Origin of the sequence: Ruegeria sp. (assembly GCF_028066395.1) — a bacterium.
Classification (GTDB): Bacteria; Pseudomonadota; Alphaproteobacteria; order Rhodobacterales; family Rhodobacteraceae; genus Ruegeria.
Window position 1 is genome coordinate 22,501 of sequence record NZ_JALCBM010000026.1, and the last position, 16,549, is coordinate 39,049.

Annotated in this window: 17 protein-coding genes; 6 read left to right on the forward strand and 11 right to left on the reverse strand. The window is 60.2% G+C overall.

What is annotated here, in order from left to right; all coding sequences use genetic code 11:
* Positions 1-87 precede the first annotated feature (87 nt).
* From boxA to MPJ51_RS10330, 10 genes are all read right to left on the reverse strand, one after another.
* Positions 88-1,278, reverse strand: coding sequence for a benzoyl-CoA 2,3-epoxidase subunit BoxA (gene boxA, locus MPJ51_RS10285; protein ID WP_298385727.1), 1,191 nt, complete (start codon positions 1,276-1,278; stop codon positions 88-90).
* A gap of 94 nt (positions 1,279-1,372) precedes the next feature.
* Positions 1,373-2,824 carry a benzoyl-CoA 2,3-epoxidase subunit BoxB gene (gene boxB, locus MPJ51_RS10290; RefSeq protein ID WP_298385732.1) on the reverse strand — a complete coding sequence of 484 codons (1,452 nt, stop codon included), beginning with the start codon at positions 2,822-2,824 and terminating at the stop codon, positions 1,373-1,375.
* Positions 2,825-2,858: 34 nt separating this feature from the next.
* Positions 2,859-4,520, reverse strand: coding sequence for a 2,3-epoxybenzoyl-CoA dihydrolase (boxC, locus tag MPJ51_RS10295; protein ID WP_298385735.1), 1,662 nt, complete (start codon positions 4,518-4,520; stop codon positions 2,859-2,861).
* 107 nt (positions 4,521-4,627) lie between these two features.
* Positions 4,628-5,041 carry a DUF309 domain-containing protein gene (locus MPJ51_RS10300; protein WP_298385737.1) on the reverse strand — a complete coding sequence of 138 codons (414 nt, stop codon included), beginning with the start codon at positions 5,039-5,041 and terminating at the stop codon, positions 4,628-4,630.
* Positions 5,038-5,853: an alpha/beta hydrolase gene (locus MPJ51_RS10305; RefSeq protein WP_298385740.1), complete on the reverse strand. Its 816-nt coding sequence runs from the start codon at positions 5,851-5,853 to the stop codon at positions 5,038-5,040. The genes MPJ51_RS10300 and MPJ51_RS10305 overlap by 4 nt, the downstream gene beginning before the upstream one ends.
* Positions 5,850-7,385 (reverse strand): benzoate-CoA ligase family protein, encoded by a 1,536-nt coding sequence (locus tag MPJ51_RS10310; protein WP_298385743.1) that lies wholly within the window; start codon positions 7,383-7,385, stop codon positions 5,850-5,852. The genes MPJ51_RS10305 and MPJ51_RS10310 overlap by 4 nt, the downstream gene beginning before the upstream one ends.
* 29 nt (positions 7,386-7,414) lie before the next feature.
* Complete coding sequence (locus tag MPJ51_RS10315; RefSeq protein ID WP_298385746.1) at positions 7,415-7,882, reverse strand: DUF4863 family protein; 468 nt, start codon at positions 7,880-7,882, stop codon at positions 7,415-7,417.
* A gap of 105 nt (positions 7,883-7,987) precedes the next feature.
* Positions 7,988-9,484 (reverse strand): TRAP transporter large permease, encoded by a 1,497-nt coding sequence (locus tag MPJ51_RS10320; RefSeq protein ID WP_298385749.1) that lies wholly within the window; start codon positions 9,482-9,484, stop codon positions 7,988-7,990.
* Positions 9,481-10,041, reverse strand: coding sequence for a TRAP transporter small permease (locus MPJ51_RS10325; protein WP_298385752.1), 561 nt, complete (start codon positions 10,039-10,041; stop codon positions 9,481-9,483). The genes MPJ51_RS10320 and MPJ51_RS10325 overlap by 4 nt, the downstream gene beginning before the upstream one ends.
* 81 nt (positions 10,042-10,122) lie before the next feature.
* Positions 10,123-11,151: a TRAP transporter substrate-binding protein gene (locus MPJ51_RS10330; RefSeq protein ID WP_298385755.1), complete on the reverse strand. Its 1,029-nt coding sequence runs from the start codon at positions 11,149-11,151 to the stop codon at positions 10,123-10,125.
* 247 nt (positions 11,152-11,398) lie between these two features.
* Between MPJ51_RS10330 and pobA the strand changes: the two genes are divergently transcribed.
* Genes pobA through MPJ51_RS10360 form a run of 6 tightly spaced genes read left to right on the forward strand, consistent with a single transcriptional unit; the run spans position 11,399 to position 16,239 of the window.
* On the forward strand, positions 11,399-12,568 hold the full coding sequence (gene pobA, locus MPJ51_RS10335; RefSeq protein ID WP_298385758.1) for a 4-hydroxybenzoate 3-monooxygenase: 1,170 nt from the start codon (positions 11,399-11,401) through the stop codon (positions 12,566-12,568).
* Positions 12,569-12,588: 20 nt separating this feature from the next.
* Entirely contained in the window at positions 12,589-12,975 is a 387-nt protein-coding gene (gene pcaC / locus MPJ51_RS10340) for a 4-carboxymuconolactone decarboxylase (RefSeq protein ID WP_298385761.1), read from the forward strand.
* Positions 12,972-13,697: a protocatechuate 3,4-dioxygenase subunit beta gene (pcaH, locus tag MPJ51_RS10345; RefSeq protein ID WP_298385764.1), complete on the forward strand. Its 726-nt coding sequence runs from the start codon at positions 12,972-12,974 to the stop codon at positions 13,695-13,697. Before pcaC ends, pcaH begins: the two co-directional genes overlap by 4 nt.
* Before the next feature lie 2 nt (positions 13,698-13,699).
* Positions 13,700-14,299 carry a protocatechuate 3,4-dioxygenase subunit alpha gene (gene pcaG / locus MPJ51_RS10350; RefSeq protein WP_298385767.1) on the forward strand — a complete coding sequence of 200 codons (600 nt, stop codon included), beginning with the start codon at positions 13,700-13,702 and terminating at the stop codon, positions 14,297-14,299.
* Positions 14,292-15,140, forward strand: coding sequence for a 3-keto-5-aminohexanoate cleavage protein (locus tag MPJ51_RS10355; protein WP_298385770.1), 849 nt, complete (start codon positions 14,292-14,294; stop codon positions 15,138-15,140). Before pcaG ends, MPJ51_RS10355 begins: the two co-directional genes overlap by 8 nt.
* A 34-nt stretch (positions 15,141-15,174) precedes the next feature.
* A complete protein-coding gene (locus MPJ51_RS10360; protein WP_298385772.1) occupies positions 15,175-16,239 on the forward strand; it encodes a 3-carboxy-cis,cis-muconate cycloisomerase in 1,065 nt (354 codons plus the stop codon).
* Positions 16,240-16,340: 101 nt separating this feature from the next.
* On the opposite strand, the gene MPJ51_RS10365 is transcribed toward MPJ51_RS10360, so the two are convergent.
* On the reverse strand, positions 16,341-16,549 hold a 209-nt coding region (locus tag MPJ51_RS10365; protein WP_298385774.1), incomplete at its 5' end, for a hypothetical protein.

Consider the following 16,549-nt stretch of genomic DNA (forward strand, 5'->3'; position numbering starts at 1 on the left):
CCGGTATAGGCGATGCGCGCCGGGTCGCAATCGCCCCAGGTCACCCGGATTTCATGGCGGTAGGCCGAAGGCGGTCGGTCGGGCATCTTAATAGGTTTCCACGTGATAGCGCCCGTCTTCCCGCATTTGATCGCGCAACTCCTGCCAGTTTTGACCGACACCAGCGGCAATATCGGTGAAGGCGTTTTCGACGCCTTCCTCCATGTCACGCAGCCCACAGATGTAAACGTGGCAGTTGTCGTCTTGCAGCAGGTCGGCCACGGCCTCTTTTTCTTTCAACATACGGTGCTGGACATATTCCTTGTCTTGCCCCTCCTGACGGCTGAACACCAGATGCTGTTGCAACAAACTGGGCGGCACTTTCTGCAGCGGGCCGAAATAGGGCAAGCTGTCCGGCGCGCGGGCACCGAAGAACATGGTCATACCCCCGTGAACGGTGCCGACCTTGCGCTGGCGGCGCATGGTAAAGGCCCGCATCGGGGCCGAGCCGGTTCCGGTGCAGATCATCAATATCCGCGCGTCCGGGTCATCGGGCAACAGGAAGGTCGCGCCGAACGGGCCGGTCACATCGACCGTATCGCCCGTTTTCAGATCGCAGATGTAGTTGGAACAAACGCCGTGTTCCTCTCGCTTTACCGTCAGCGAGACGTTGTTATAGCCCGACCGTTCGCCATCGCGGGGGCTGGAGACGGAATAAAGCCGGGGCAAGTGTCGCGCCCCTTCGGCATCGGTGCCCGGCGGGATGATCCCGATGGATTGCCCTTCCAACACCGGCATCGGATGCCCCTGGAAATCCAGAATGATGTGGCGAACGTCACTGCCGGACCCGTTGGTTGTCAGCCGGTAATTGCCCTGCACCACGGCCTGCACCGGCTTGCCCAGATTATAGAGGTTGATCGTCGGCTTGGACGCAGATACGGGCGCCTTGGACTTGCCCCCGGCGCCCTTATGGGCCTCGGCCAGCAGCGCGGCCATTGCGTCATCCAGCGCCTCCAGCCCGGTTTCGGCCTCACCCCCATCCAGTTCGGCCTGTGGGGGCAGTTCATCCCAGGAGTATTGATCCTCAAGGCTATAGGGGTCCTGCACCACGCGCCATTCGTCGATCGAGCCGGTGGGGCAGACCGGGATGCAATCCATACAGAAATTGCACAGCTCGGCATTGACCACGACGTTGTTGTCGTCATGCTCGATGGCCTGAACCGGGCAGGTCATCTCACACGTGTAACACCGGATGCAGATCTCGGGGTCGATCAGATGCTGTTTCAGGGGTTTGTTCATGACATGCGCCGCTGCACCACGGTGCCGGTTTTCGCGCCACAATCTACGGGTCGTTTGGCTGACATCTGGCTACCCTCTCTACAGTCACATCCCCTCAGGCCATGTGGAGTTTTACATATTCGAAATCGCCCGGCTTGTTGTCGATCCCCATCTTCGGAGCCGAGATCCAACCGGCGTATTTCCCGGGCTCATAGCATGGCACCATCAGCGACTGGATATAGGCGCCGTCCTCCTTGGTCGGCAGCCATTTATCCACATTTGCCGCCCAATCCGCCTCCGAGATGATGTCCCCGTCCGGATTGGCCTTGATCGCGGCAAAGACGCCGATCTGACGGTGGAACGCCTCATGCGGCAGGGTCAGGGCAAAGTCGATCCCGGCCTTTTCGATGATCTTGTTCCAGCGTCCGACACCACCCGCCGCATCGCGCACATAATCGTCGCGCAGACGCATGTTAATCGCCGTCAGGGCGGGTACGTCCTGGCTCATCACCTTGCCATCCACGATGCTTTTCACCGCATAGGTGTCGCTTTGCAGCTGATGGTCATCGTCGATGCGGCTTTCCATATACCGCCCCTTGATCCCCGCATTGAAGGCATTGGCGGCGTTGGTCGAGACCTCTTGACCGAACAAATCCAGCGACAGGGTATAATGCAGGTTCAGCTTTTTCTGGATCGTCGGCAGGTCAATCACACCCAGATCGCGCACCTTGCCGATGTCGTAAGGATCGGTCAGGCCCGCCTGGTTCATCGCCTCGCAGGTGCGTTGCACGATCCGGCTGACCCCGGTTTCGCCCACGAACATATGGTGCGCCTCTTCGGTCAGCATGAACCGGCAGGTCCGGCTGAGCGGGTCAAACCCGGATTGCGCCAGGCTTTCCAGCTGCATCTTGCCGTCACGGTCGGTGAAATAGGTGAACATGAAAAACGACAGCCAGTCCGGCGTTTCTTCATTGAACGCACCCAACATGCGCGGGGCTTCTTCGGACCCGGACGAGCGGATCAGCAGATCGTCAGCCTCTTCCCGGCCATCCTTGCCGAAGTATTTCTGCAGCAGATAGACCATCGCCCACAGATGGCGGCCTTCCTCGACATTGACCTGAAACAGGTTCCGCATGTCGTACAGCGACGGCGCGGTCAGGCCCAGAAAGCGTTGCTGTTCCACCGACCCGGGCTCGGTATCGCCCTGGATCACGATCAGACGTTTCAGCATGTTGCGGTATTCGCCCGGAACCTCTTGCCAAGCCTTTTCGCCCTTGTGTTCGCCCATCGGAATGACCCGGTCTTCGACCTGCGGGGCCAGCAGAATGCCCCAGCGATATTCCGGCATCTTCACATAGTCGAACTTGGCCCAGCCTTTGGGATCGACACTGACTGCGGTGCGCAGGTAGATCATCGATTCCTGAAAGCTCTGCGGGATCAGCTTGTTCCACCAGTCGATATAGCCCGGATGCCATTTTTCCAGCGCCTTCAGAACCTTGCGGTCCTGACTTAAACCGACATTATTGGGTATTTGCGTATCGTAACTTACGTTAATGACGTCGGACATGTCATTCTCCTGCTGAGATCTCGGGTGAACGCGATCAGACGCGTTCCATGTTGTAATCGCCACGCACGCCGGTGCCGTACCGTTGCAGCGCGCCATCCGGACCGACCGCGTTTGGTCGGTTGAATATCCAGTTCTGCCAGGCGGTCAGACGTCCGAAGATGCGGGTTTCCATCGTCTCGGGACCGGCAAAGCGCAGGTTGGCCTCCATCCCCGTCATCGCGTCCGGGCTGAAGGAGGCGCGCTCTTCCTCGAAGATGCGGATTTCATCTTCCCAGTCGATATCGTCCAGGATCATGGTGACGAGGCCGATCTCTTCGGCCTCTTCCGCCTCAAGCGCGGTGTTTTTCTGCGCCTTGGCTTGCTCAACGGCATCGGGGCTGCCCCAGAAACGGGTTTGCAGCCGGGTGAGGTCATTGCCCATCGGCAACGGTCCGAAATTGGCATCCGTCAGGGTGATCGTGGCGATGGGGCGGTTATCACCTTCGAACTCGTCCTCCATCATATAGGTGCGGTCCACAGCCCACAGGATTTCGGCGAGGATACCCGTGTAGCACGACCCATGCTCGACCAGCGCGGACATGGAGCGCGAGGTGACGTCGATCCGTTTCAGCAACCGTTTCCAATAGTGCAGCACTTCATTAGCCAGCCAATGATCGTGGTTGCCAAGCACAAGCGCTTCATGCGCCTGAAACAGCGCGGGGTCGCCTTGGGTGCGGAACACCAGCAGGCCCAGTTCCATCTCGTTCAGCCGCAGATGCAGGATCGCGTCGTCCAACTCGCGGGCAAGACGCAGCAGATAGGCTTGGTCGCCTTGTGCGGTAAAGACGTCCATATCCGACGGTGCCGCTTCGTTCGGACCGCTGAGCGTAACCGTGGCCTTGCGGGCGTCCCGGTCAACTGACACCTCGACCAAACTGTAAGTGATCGAACCGTCTTCGCCGATGGTTTTATCCAGCGGACCCAGTTTGATACCCTTGGCATTCTCGGGCTTTGTCATCCCAGCGGCGAATTCCTGTGCGCGTTCGATCACCGTTGCGTCGAATTTCGAGTTTGGGATGACCTCATCCACCAGCCGCCAATCCAGCGCGCGCTTGCCTTTCACGCCTTCTTCGGTCGAACAGAAGATATCCGCCAGATCACGCCGTACCTTGCGCTTGTCCGTCACCCGCGTCAGCCCACCGGTCCCCGGCAACACCGCCAGCAGCGGCACTTCGGGCAAGGCAACGGACGAGGTACTGTCATCCGTCAGCATGATGTGATTGCAGGCCAGCGCCAGTTCATACCCGCCGCCCGCGCAGGCGCCCTTGACGGCTGCGATATATTTCTGACCGCTGTCTTCCTCGGCAGCCTCGAACGTATTGCGGGTTTCGTTGGTGAATTTGCAGAAGTTCACCTTATGACTATGCGCCGCGCCGCCCAGCATGCGGATATTGGCCCCAGCGCAGAACACCCGATCCTTGCCGGATTGCATGACCACCACCTTGACCTCGGGGTGTTCGAACCGCATGCGCTGCACAATATCGGCAAGTTCAATATCCACGCCCAGATCATAGGAATTGAGCTTGAGCTGATACCCCTCGAACAGCCCTTCATTTTCGTCCACATCCATGATGAGATTGGCAATCGGCCCATCATATTCGACACGCCAGTGCCGGTACTTCGATGGATCGGTCTGAAAATCAATGACCTTGGTCATGGGATGCTCCTGTCGCCTGACGTGCAGAATAGTGCGCGGCATATGTCGAGTAAAGGAAATAGTGCATGATAATTCATTCATAGTCTCATATTTTCGAGATTTCCGATCTAATCATGCACTTTAATGCGCAATTCGGCATTGAAACCCAAAACACTCCGCCCGGCTCGCTCGACCGCTTCACATGCCAGCTTGTCGGACAGATCAAAAAGGCGAAGCGCCGCGCGTTCCTGCCCCATCACTCGTTTCAATTCGGCATTTGCCCGCTGGATGATGGCCTGCACCATCAGCCGTTCGGGCGCATTCGGCGGGCAAGCGAGCCAGACGGTTTCCAGCACTTCGTGGGCCTCCCAATAGTATCCGTCGCGGAAGAACGCCAATCCGGCGACCCATGCCCGGGTTTCCGTCAAGCGCTCCACCGGGATGTCATTAAGGCCGCATTTCAGATCATCAAACGCCCCCTCCGCAGGACGCAGGGTGCGGCCCGGGATATAGGGCTGTGCGGGCTTCCAACTGACGGTCATGCGAGGGTCGGGGTGGCGTGTTCGATCCGTTCCAGCCGCTGCGTGAACTCGGAAATGGCGGCCAGCGTCATCTTGGGCTGTTCCAGATGCGGCGCGTGTCGGCAATCGTCCAGAATGGAGGTTTCGACGGGCGCATAGCTGCGGATCGCGACCTCATCGATCTGGGCCAGTGTGCCGTATTGATCGTCGCGCCCCTGGATGGCCAGCGTTGGGATGCGCAGGTAGTCGATCACATCGGCCACGTTCCACTTGCGAAACTCCGGGTTCAGCCAGGCGTCGCTCCATCCGGTGAAGGTCGCCTTCGGGTCGTGGTGGTACTTTGCCATTCGGGCCCGCATATCTTCGTCAAACCCGTCCCGCGCAGCGGTGATCGATGCAAGCCCCATCTCTTCGGTAAAGAAATGCGGCGCCATCAGGATCAGCCCGCGCACCCGGGCATCCGAGATCGCCCCGGCATAGATCGCAGCAATCGTCGCACCGTCGGAATGGCCCAGCAGAACGCCCCGGCGGAATCCGGTCTTGTCCAGAACCTGCGGCAGAACCTGTTCGGCCTCGATGGTCATGTAATCCAGCGGGCGCGGCAGGGAGGCGGGATCGGACTGCCCGTATCCGGAACGGGAATAGGCCAGAACGCCAAAGCCCGTCTCCGCCGCCAGCCGCGCAGGAAAATCACGCCACATCGCAACGCATCCCAGCCCTTCGTGCAACAGCACAAGAGTCGGAGCCGCCTCGGGCGACGGCCCCCAGGTGGCATATTCCAGCCCGACGCCATCGACCTCTACGCGGCCCGTTCCGCCATCCTGCCACATCATGCGGACCCCCTCAGCTTGAAGCGCTGAATCTTGCCCGTGGCCGTCTTGGGCAGATCATCCACCACATCGACCCAACGGGGGTATTTCCACTTGCCGATCCTGTCTTTGACAAACTCCTTGAGGTCGCCGATATCCTCGGCGCTTTGACCATCCTTCAACACGACAAAGGCCTTGGGCTTGTCCAAGCCCTGCTCATCGGCGTGGGCGACAATAGCGGCTTCCAGAATGGCGGGGTGTTCGATCAGCGTCTGTTCGATCTCGAACGGGCTGACCCAGATGCCGGAGACCTTGAACATGTCGTCGGTCCGCCCGCAATAGATGTACCGCCCCTCGGGCGTGCGTTCGTATTTATCGCCGGTGCGGGTCCAGTGGCCTTCGAACGTGTCACGCGTTTTCTGGCGCCGGTTCCAATAGGTCGCGGCGGCCGAGGGGCCACGAACCAGCAGTTCCCCAACCTCGCCATCGGGCACTTCATCGCCGCTGTCATCCACCAGCCGCACGTCATAGCCCGGCACCGCAGTGCCGGAGGTGCCATAGACGATCTCTCCCGGACGGTTCGACAGGAAAATATGCAGCATTTCGGTGGACCCAACGCCGTCCACAATCTCGGCGCCCATGTGGCTTTCCCAAGTCTCGCCCACTTCGCGCGGCAGCGCCTCACCCGCCGAAGTACACAGACGCAGGTGGGACGTCACACCCGGACCCGCATCCAGACGTGCGTTCAAGGCGGCGAAGAACGTGGGCACCCCGCAGAAGATCGTCGGGGAGTGGGTTTCGATGATCTCCAGCGCCGTATCCGGCAGCGGGCGTCCGCCCAGCAGGATTGTCGATGCGCCAACCGCCAGCGGAAAGGTCAGCCCGTTGCCCAGCCCATAGGCAAAGAACAGCTTGGCGACGGAAAAGACCACGTCATCCTCCCGCAACCCCAACACCCCGGCGCTGAACGTGTCCGCTGTGGCCTTCAGGCTGGAATGCACGTGGCACACGCCCTTTGGCAACCCGGTCGAACCCGAGGAATAGAGCCAGAATGCGGTTTCATCATCCTGCGCCTCGACCGCCGCCATCGGTTCAGCGCCGGCCACAAAATCATCGTAGCTGACGGCCCCGTCCGGCGCATCGCCGATCACAATGACCGTGCGCAGGAACGGGTTGTCCTGCAGCGCTGGTGCAACCGTCTCCCACAGTGCAGCCGACACAATCAGGGTCGAGGCGCGGCTGTCCTTCAGCGTCGCAGCGTAAACCGGGGCAGACAGCAAGGTGTTCATCGGCACCGGAATCGCGCCCGCCTTGATCGCGCCCCAGAACACGACCGGGAACTCGATCTGGTCCAGAACGATCATCGCCACCCGCTCCTCTCGGCGCACGCCGTGGCGGGTCAGCGCGCCAGCGAAACGGGCGCTGTCCGCTGCAAGCTGGCCGTAGGTCAGCGTGCGGCATTGCCCGTCTGCCTCGCGGAACGCGACCTTGTCGCTGCGGCCCTCGTCCACATGACGGTCGACAAACCAGAGGGCTGCGTTTTGGTTTTCTGACATTGAGTTCCTCCCCCTCGGCGAAAAGCCGGTCACTTGCCGGTGAATTCGATGGCGCCCTCGGGCAGCAGATAGAGGATATAGGCATCCCCGCCCGACACGGTCGGATGATGGTCCGAACCGGGGCCGTAAACGTACCAGCCCTCGCCCTTGCCATCGAATTGCGGAGCGCCCTCCAGCGGAATGATCGCCCCAATCTCGCCGGTTGTGTGAACGTGATGCGGGCCGCGCACGTCCTTCATGCGCACCACGTCGACGCTGAAATCCCCAGCAATTTCACCCGGCTTGATGGCGCGGCCAAAGCGGATACCCCCGGCCTCGCGCGCCATCAGCCAGCCGTCCCGTTCGCCTTCGGCACAAAGCCGCGCCAGCGTCTGGAAGGTGTCAGAGGACGGCGGGAAATCCCGGTTGAGCTTGGCCTCCAGCCCCTCATCCAGCGCGTCCTGCGCGATGGTTTCGGCAATCTTGTCGAGCAGCTGGGTGAAGTCCTGCTTTGGCATCGGCTTCCTTTCGGTGGCGAGATGTGCGTTATACTGCATCAAAAATGCAGGTTTTCGCAATAGCCTTTTTCAGGTGTGCATTTTCATGCACAAATCTGTGAATGATCAGCCAAACGGGATCAGGAACAGGGTGATCGCCGGGAACAGCGCCAACAGGATGACACGCAGAATGTCCGAGCCGACAAAGAACAGCACGGCCTTGTAGGTTTCCAGCATCCGCGTATTTCGGTCCATCGCGTTGATGATGAACAGGTTCATGCCCACCGGCGGCGTGATCAGCCCAACCTCGACCACGATCAGAACCAGAATGCCGAACCAGATTGCGGTGCGTTCCAGCGCGATACGGTCCGCCATGCCTTGGGTGACGCGAATGCCGATCTCTTTCTGCAGATCCCGGCTGATTTCCGCGCCGGAAGCAATCAGCGCGTCGACCTCAGCCCGTATCTCGGGCGCTATGTCCGCTGCGCCCGCCAATGCCGCGCGGGCTGCATCATGTTGCATCGCGATCAGATCGACTAGCCCGAAATCCAGAACCGAGATGACCGGGAAAAAGATCGGGATGGTCAGCAGGATCATGCTGAGGCTGTCCATGACGCAGCCGAGGATCAGATAGAACACCAGAATCAATGCGAGGATTGCCCATGGGCTGAAGCCCCGGCTCAACACGAAATCCGCCAGTTCCTGCGGGACGTTGGTCAGTGCCAGAAAACCGTTGTAAAAGCCCGCGCCTAAGATGATGAAGAAGATCATCGCGGTGGATTTCGCGGTGGTCGTGAAACTGTCTTTCAGCGTGGCCACGGTCAGGCCACCATTGGCCAGCGCGATCAGCCCGGTTCCGGCGGCGCCAACGGCAGCACCTTCGGTTGGGGTGAACCATCCTGCATAGATGCCGCCGACCACTCCGCCAAAGACCAGAAGCACCGGCCAGACATCGAACAGCAGACGGAACCGCTCGCGATAGGGGATGGCCTCTCGGGTGCCCGCGCTTTCGGGATAGAGGCGGACATAGACCGACACGGCAACCACATAGCCCAACGCGGCCAGAATGCCCGGGATGAAGGCGGCCAGAAACAGCTTGGCGATGTTCTGTTCCGTCAGGATGGCGTAGATCACCAGCACCACCGAGGGCGGGATCAGAATGCCCAGCGTACCACCTGCTGCCAATGTCGCGGTCGAGAACCCCCCGGCATAGCCATAGCGGCGCAGTTCCGGCAGGGCGACCCGGCCCATTGTGGCCGCAGTGGCCAGCGACGACCCGCAGATCGCGCCGAACCCGGCACAGGCCCCGATGGCGGCCATGGCGACACCGCCCCTGCGGTGACCCAAAAACCCCTCGGCCGCTTTGAACAGGGCGGTGGACATACCGCCGAGCGTTGCGAAATACCCCATCAGCAGAAACATCGGCACGATCGACAGCGAATAGCTGGAGAAGGTCGAATAGGTCTCGGACTTCAGCCGCCCCAGCGGGATGTTGAGGTTGCCGGTGACCGTCACGATACCCACCAGCCCGGTCACGAACATGGCCAGCCCGATGGGGACACGCGCAAAGATCAAAAGCAGGAGTGCCGGGAAAGACAGCAGCCCAATGGCGAGATCGCTCACAGTAGTATTTCCTTCCCAGACACACATTCGCGAATGCGCGTGACGGCCACATATACCCCCACAATGGCGGCCACCACAGCGGCGCAGAAACTGGCGGCATAGCCCCACCAGACCGGGAATTGCAGGATAAAGGTATTCTCCCCAAAGCGCAGCTTGGCCATCATCCCGCCGAACAGCTGCACGGCGATCAGCACCAGAACGGCGGCAAAAACGATCTCGGTCAGCATGCGCAGGACACGATTGACCCGGGGCGACAGTTTTGAGGTGAAGATATCGACAACCGCATGGCCAGAGTTCAACTGGCACAGCGGCAGAAAGGCGAAGATGGCAAAGGCGACCCCGGCCTCGACGATCTCGAAATCACCGTTGACGGGGCCGACACCCAGATCAAGCAGCCACTTGGAAAAGCCGGGAATCATCTGCCCGATCCACCCATGCAGCAGAGTGTTCAGCGACCGCCCCAGGACCGACACACAGATCAGCAGGATCAGCAGGGTCAACACCATGCCGCCAAGCAGCGCCATGCCCCGCGCCAGTTTTTCTATGAATCGGTGCATTCGTCCTCCGCTGACGATGCCGGGTGGCAATCATCCGCCGCGCGCAAGCGATGGCTGCGCGCGGCGAGGTATCAAAAAGCCTCAGCTTCCGTATTCGACCATCAGCGCCTTGGCCCGGTCGATCAGCGCCTGACCGTCGATGCCCTTTTCGCTCATCTCGGAGAGCCATGCGTCATAGACGGGCTGTGCGGCCTCGGCCCAGACGGCGGATTCTTCGGCGTCTAGGGTCACCACGTTGTTGCCACGATCCAGCGCGATCTCGCGCGCAGGGTCGTCATTGGCCTGCTGCACCTCACCGGCGAACATGGAAAACTCCAGACCCGAGTTGTTGTCGATCACGGCTTTCAGATCATCCGGCAGGGCGTTGTACTTGTCCTTGTTCATCGCCAGCACGAAGGTCACCGTATACATCATCGGCCCGGTGAATTCGGTGTGGTTCTCGACCAGTTCCGGAACTTTCAGCGCCTTGGTCACTTCCCACGGAATGGTGGTGCCGTCGATGACCCCCTTGGACAGGGCTTCGGGAACTGCAGGCACCGGCATACCAACCGGGGTGGCCCCCAACGTGCTGAGCAGCGAGTTGACCTGACGCGAGGCGCCGCGGATTTTCATGCCGTTGAAATCCTCGGGCTTCAGCACCTCCTTGTTGGCGTGGATCATGCCGGGGCCATGCACCCAGCCACCCAGCACCTTCACGTCCGAGAATTCACGATCAGCGATATCCTCTTCCAGCAGGGTCCAGAACGCCGCCGATGCGGGCTTGGCGTCATTCACCAAAAACGGCAATTCGAACACTTCGGTCGACGGGAAGCGGCCCGGCGTATAGCCGATCACGTTCCAGGTGATGTCGATGACGCCATCAATGACCTGATCCAGCAGCTCTGGCGGCTTGCCCCCCAGTTGCATCGACGGATAGCGGGTGATTTCGATACGGCCATCTGAGTCCGCCTCGATCTTGTCCGCCCAGACGTCGATGATCTGCGCCGGGATCGTGGCCTGCGCAGGCAAAAAACTTTGCAGGTTGAATTCATATTCGGCTGCGGTGGCAGATGTGCCAACGCCCAGAGCGATGGCGCTGAAAACACCCATCAGCCTTCTTGAGATATACATTGCTTCCTCCTCTGTTTTTGCGTCTTGATGCGATTTAATGCATGATGTGCACAATATCGCAACTTTTTTCGATCCTTTCCGATTTGCACCAAAGCGGTTGGGGTTGATTTGATGCCGGTTATGGCCGTGGCGCAAGCCCTTGTTTGATCCCGGGCCGGATCGCCGGATCAAACCGCAAGGTCCCGCGCCACATTGCTAAACCGGGATGACAATGCAATCTTGCACAGACTTGAGGCGGGAGGATCAAGTGCGCACACAAGTTGTTGTGATCGGAGGAGGACCTTCAGGTTTGCTGCTGTCGCAACTCCTGCATGTTCACGGAATCGACAGCGTGGTGCTGGAGCGTAAGACCAAGGATTACGTTCTGGGTCGTATCCGCGCCGGAGTTCTGGAGCAGGTGTTTGTCGATCTGATGGCGCAGGCGGGGGTGGCCGACCGGTTGCATGCCGAAGGGTTTGAACATAACGGCACCCTGATTGCTTATGAAGATGACAGCTTCCGCGTCGATTTTCGTGCCCAAACCGGCACCCCTGTGGTCGTTTATGGCCAGACCGAGGTGACCCGTGACCTTTACGCCGCGCGTGAGGCGGCAGGTGGCAATCTGATTTTCAACACCGAAGACGTCGCCATCCATGGTGCCGAGACCGACGCGCCATATGTGACCTTCACCGTCGACGGGCAGGAACAGCGCATTGATGCAGATTTCGTTGCGGGATGTGACGGGTTCCATGGGATCAGCCGCCAGACCATCCCTCTGAACATCCGGCGCGAATATGAAAAAATCTATCCGTTCGGCTGGCTCGGTATCCTGTCGGAAACACCCCCGGTGCATCATGAATTGATCTATGCCTCATCCGCGCGGGGCTTTGCGTTATGTTCGATGCGCAATGAAAACCTCAGCCGGTACTACATACAATGCTCATTGTCGGATTCGCCCGAAGACTGGACCGATGCGGCCTTCTGGACCGAGCTGAAACGCCGTATCCCCGCGCAATTCGCCGACAGCCTTGTCACCGGACCCTCGGTGGAGAAATCCATCGCCCCGCTGCGGTCTTTCGTGACCGAGCCGATGCGCTGGGGGCGGTTATTCCTGTGCGGGGACGCGGCGCATATCGTGCCGCCCACAGGCGCGAAGGGATTGAACACCGCCGCATCAGACGTGCACTATCTGCTGAATGCGCTGCGCGATTATTACGAGAACGGCTCGGATCAGGGGATTGATGCCTATTCGCAAAATGCGCTGGCCCGCATCTGGAAGGCCGAGCGGTTCAGCTGGTGGTTCACCTCATTGCTGCATCGGTTTCCGTATCAATCCGAATTCGATCTGAAAATGCAGCGCGCCGAGATCGACTTTCTGCGCAGCAATGATGCGGCGCAAAAGGCGATGGCGGAAAACTATGTAGGATTGCCCTATTGATGGGCGGAACCGGAGGGGACATGGAACAGGATCGTCACGCAACCGGAATGTCCATCCGCCGCCGGGTTCTGGGCGATGCGCATGTGGACCGGGCCGAGGCGCAAAAATCCGAGTTTGACGCGCCATTTCAGACCATGATCACCGAAGGCGCATGGGGCACGCTTTGGGCCGATGACACCATCACCCTGCGGGAAAGGTCGATGATCACTCTGGCCCTTTTGGCGGCGACTCGGAACTTTGATGAAATCCCGATGCACATCCGTGCCTGCGCCAATACCGGCGCCTCGAAAGAGGATGTCATGCAAGCCCTGATGCATGCCGCCGTTTATGCAGGTGTTCCCTGCGCCAACCGGGCCATCAAACTGGCCAAGCAGACCTTTGCCGAGATGGAGGGCCAAGCCGAATGACCCAGCCGCTGGACTTGTATCAACGGGATCGCGAATGGCATCCACCCGCATATGCGCGCGACTACAAAAGCAGCGTGTCGCGGTCGCCCAGCCAGCCGCTGCTGTCGCTGGAAACCACGCTCAGCGAGGCCGCGGGGCCGGTCTTCGGGCACAATGATATCGACCCGCTGGATAACGACCTGATCCGCAACTACGCCAAAACCGGCGACCCGATTGGCGAGCGGATCATTCTGCATGGCCGGGTTCTGGACGAAAACCGAAGGCCAGTGCCAAACACTCTGGTCGAGATCTGGCAGGCCAATGCGGGCGGGCGATATCGTCACAGGAAAGACACCTATCTGGCGGCGATTGATCCGAATTTCGGCGGCTGCGGGCGCACGCTCAGCGATCAGGATGGCTATTACCGATTTCGGACGATCAAACCCGGGGCCTATCCTTGGCGCAACTGGGTGAACAGCTGGCGGCCTGCGCATATCCACGCGTCGGTCTTTGGGTCCAGTTTTGCGCAACGTCTGATCACGCAGTTGTATTTCGAGGGCGATCCCCTGATCGCCAAATGCCCCATCGTCAACACGATCCCCGACCCGCGCGCGGTCAATCAACTGGTCGCGGCTCTCGATCTGAACGCAACCGTGCCTTTGGACAGCATCGCCTACAAGTTCGACATCATCCTGCGCGGGCACCGCTCGACCTATTTCGAAAACCGGCCCGAGGGGAACTGACCATGGTTCAAACACTCGACTACCTCAAGGAAACCCCCTCGCAGACCGCAGGGCCATATGTCCATATCGGGCTGGCGCCGGGGGATGCGGGGTTCGATATCTACCGGCAGGAACTGGGTCGGGACATCGCCGGACCGGATGCGGGTGGCGAGCGGATCACCGTCCGGGGCTGCGTACTGGACGGCACCGAAGCCCCGGTCAAGGACGTCCTGATCGAGGTCTGGCAGGCCAATGCAGCGGGCATCTATCCCGGCCATGGCGAAGTGGAGCCCGGCTTTCGCGGCTGGGGCCGGGTGATCCCGGATTTCGACACGGGTGAGTGGTCCTTTGACACGATCAAACCCGGGCCGGTAGTGGGGCGAAACGGGTCGCCAATGGCACCGCATATCAACCTTTGGCTGGTCGCACGCGGCATCAATGTCGGGCTCAATACGCGGCTATACTTTGCGGATGAGGTCGATGCCAACGCCACCGATCCGGTGCTGAACCTGATTGAACAGGACACCAGGCGGCACAGCCTGATCGCCGATAAAAACCCCCACGGCTACCGGTTCGATATCCGGCTGCAAGGCAACAATGAAACGGTCTTTTTCGATGTCTGAATCCACAAACACTCCCTGCATCATCTGCGTCGCCATCACCGGCTCGGTCCCGACCAAAGCGGACAATCCCGCGGTTCCGGTCACCCTCTCGGAACAGATCGAAAGCACTCATGAGGCGTTCGAGGCCGGAGCTTCAATCGCCCATTGCCATGTCCGCGATGACGCGGGCAAGCCAACCTCGGACCCGGACCGGTTCGCGGCGCTGAAGGACGGGATCGAAACCAATTGCCCCGGCATGATCGTGCAATTGTCCACGGGCGGGCGTTCCGGCGCAGGCCGGGAACGCGGCGGCATGCTGCCCCTTGCGCCGGACATGGCATCGCTGTCGGTCGGCTCGAACAACTTCCCGACTCGTGTTTACGAAAACGCGCCCGATCTGGTCGACTGGCTTGCCAGCGAGATGGTGAAATATGACATCAAGCCCGAAATCGAAGCCTTTGACCTGTCCCACATCCTGCAGGCCGCCCGGCTGCACAAGGTCGGTCAGATCAAGGATACGCCCTATGTTCAGTTTGTGATGGGCGTCAAAAACGCAATGCCCGTCGACCGGGAGGTCTTTGATTTCTACGTGAAAACCGTGCACAGACTGTTCGGAGACGTGCCGTGGTGCGCGGCAGGGATCGGGCCGGGGCAGATCACCGTGAACGACTGGTCAATCGCGGCGGGCGGCCATGTGCGGACCGGTCTGGAAGACAATATCCGGCTGGATCGCGACACGCTGGCCCCATCGAACGCAGCGCTGGTCCGGCGGGCGGTGGATTTGTGCGACAAGTACGCCCGCCCGGTGGCCACCGCTGCCCAAGCACGGGCCACGCTCGGCCTGCGCAAGGTCGCAGCCTGATGCCCCGTTTCGCCAAGCCCAGGGATGTGCCGTCATGAGCGACGTGTTCAACCACCCATGGCTATCGGGCCTGTTTGGCGATGCCGAAGTGGACAGTATCTGGTCCGGCGAACGGTCACTGGCCCATATGCTGGCCTTCGAGGCCGCCTATTCACGCGGGTTGGGCCTCATCGGCAACGCGTCCCCCGAAGAGGCCCGGATGGCAGCGGAATGGATCGAGCAGGCCAAACCTCGCATGGAAGATTTGCGATCTGGCACATTGCAGGACGGCTTGCCGATCCCGGCGCTGGTGCGCGGACTGAAGGCTGATGCCGGGTCGTTTGCCGGGGCGATACACAGCGGAACCACCTCGCAAGATGTCATCGACACAGCGCTTGCGATGACCTTGCGGGAAAACTCTGACCTGCTGATGGCACGCCTCTCGGGGCTGATCGGACGGCTGGATCAGCTGATCGAAAGCTTTGGCACAAACACATTGATGGGCCGCACCCGCATGCAGGCAGCCCTGCCCATCACGGCGGGTCACCGCATCGCATCCTGGCGCGCGCCGCTGAAGGCCCATCAGAACCGCCTTGCCCAGATACGGCCCCACATTGAATGTGTTCAACTTGGCGGTGCCGTTGGTGATTGTCAGGCCATCGGCGCAGGCCACCGCGATCTCGCAGCCTTTATCGCGGATGCACTGCACCTGCACCTGCCCGACCAAAGCTGGCACTCTGCCCGCGACGGCATCGCGGAATATGCCAATCTTCTGTCCCTTGTCACCGGAGCGTTGGGAAAGATCGGGCAGGATATTTGCCTGATGGCGCAGCAGGGCATTGACGAGATCACACTCTCTGGCGGCGGCACGTCCTCGGCCATGCCACACAAGCAGAACCCGATATTGGCAGAGCTTCTGGTCACCCTCGCCCGCTATAACGCCACCCAGATCGCGGGAATGCATCAGGCGTTGGTGCATGAACAGGAACGCTCTGGCAGTGCATGGCCATTGGAATGGATGATCCTGCCGAACATGGCCAAGACCAGCGCAAGATCACTGTCCGCTGCGGCTGATCTGTGTGATCGGATCGTTTCGATCGGCAATCAGAGCGAAGGATAGCACTGCAGGCTTTAGATCATGCGCCAACCGCGTATGCCACGACAAAACGGTGTTCACCGCCCGAAGCATACTTGAAACGATGGGGCCCAACGCTTTTGTCATCAGGGCTGCCAACAGCCAGCTTCTGAGGGATTTGGCACCCGTGTTTCGCCGGGAATCGCCGCTTTCAGATCACGCTGGCGACACAATCTCAGCGCAACATGGCCTTCCATGTTAACGGCTGGCGGTGCGCGAAGGCGGTGAAAATGACTGTCATACAACAGGTTAATGTTGACAGTAAAATTGAGGTGTCTCAGGCTGTTGGCGTGAT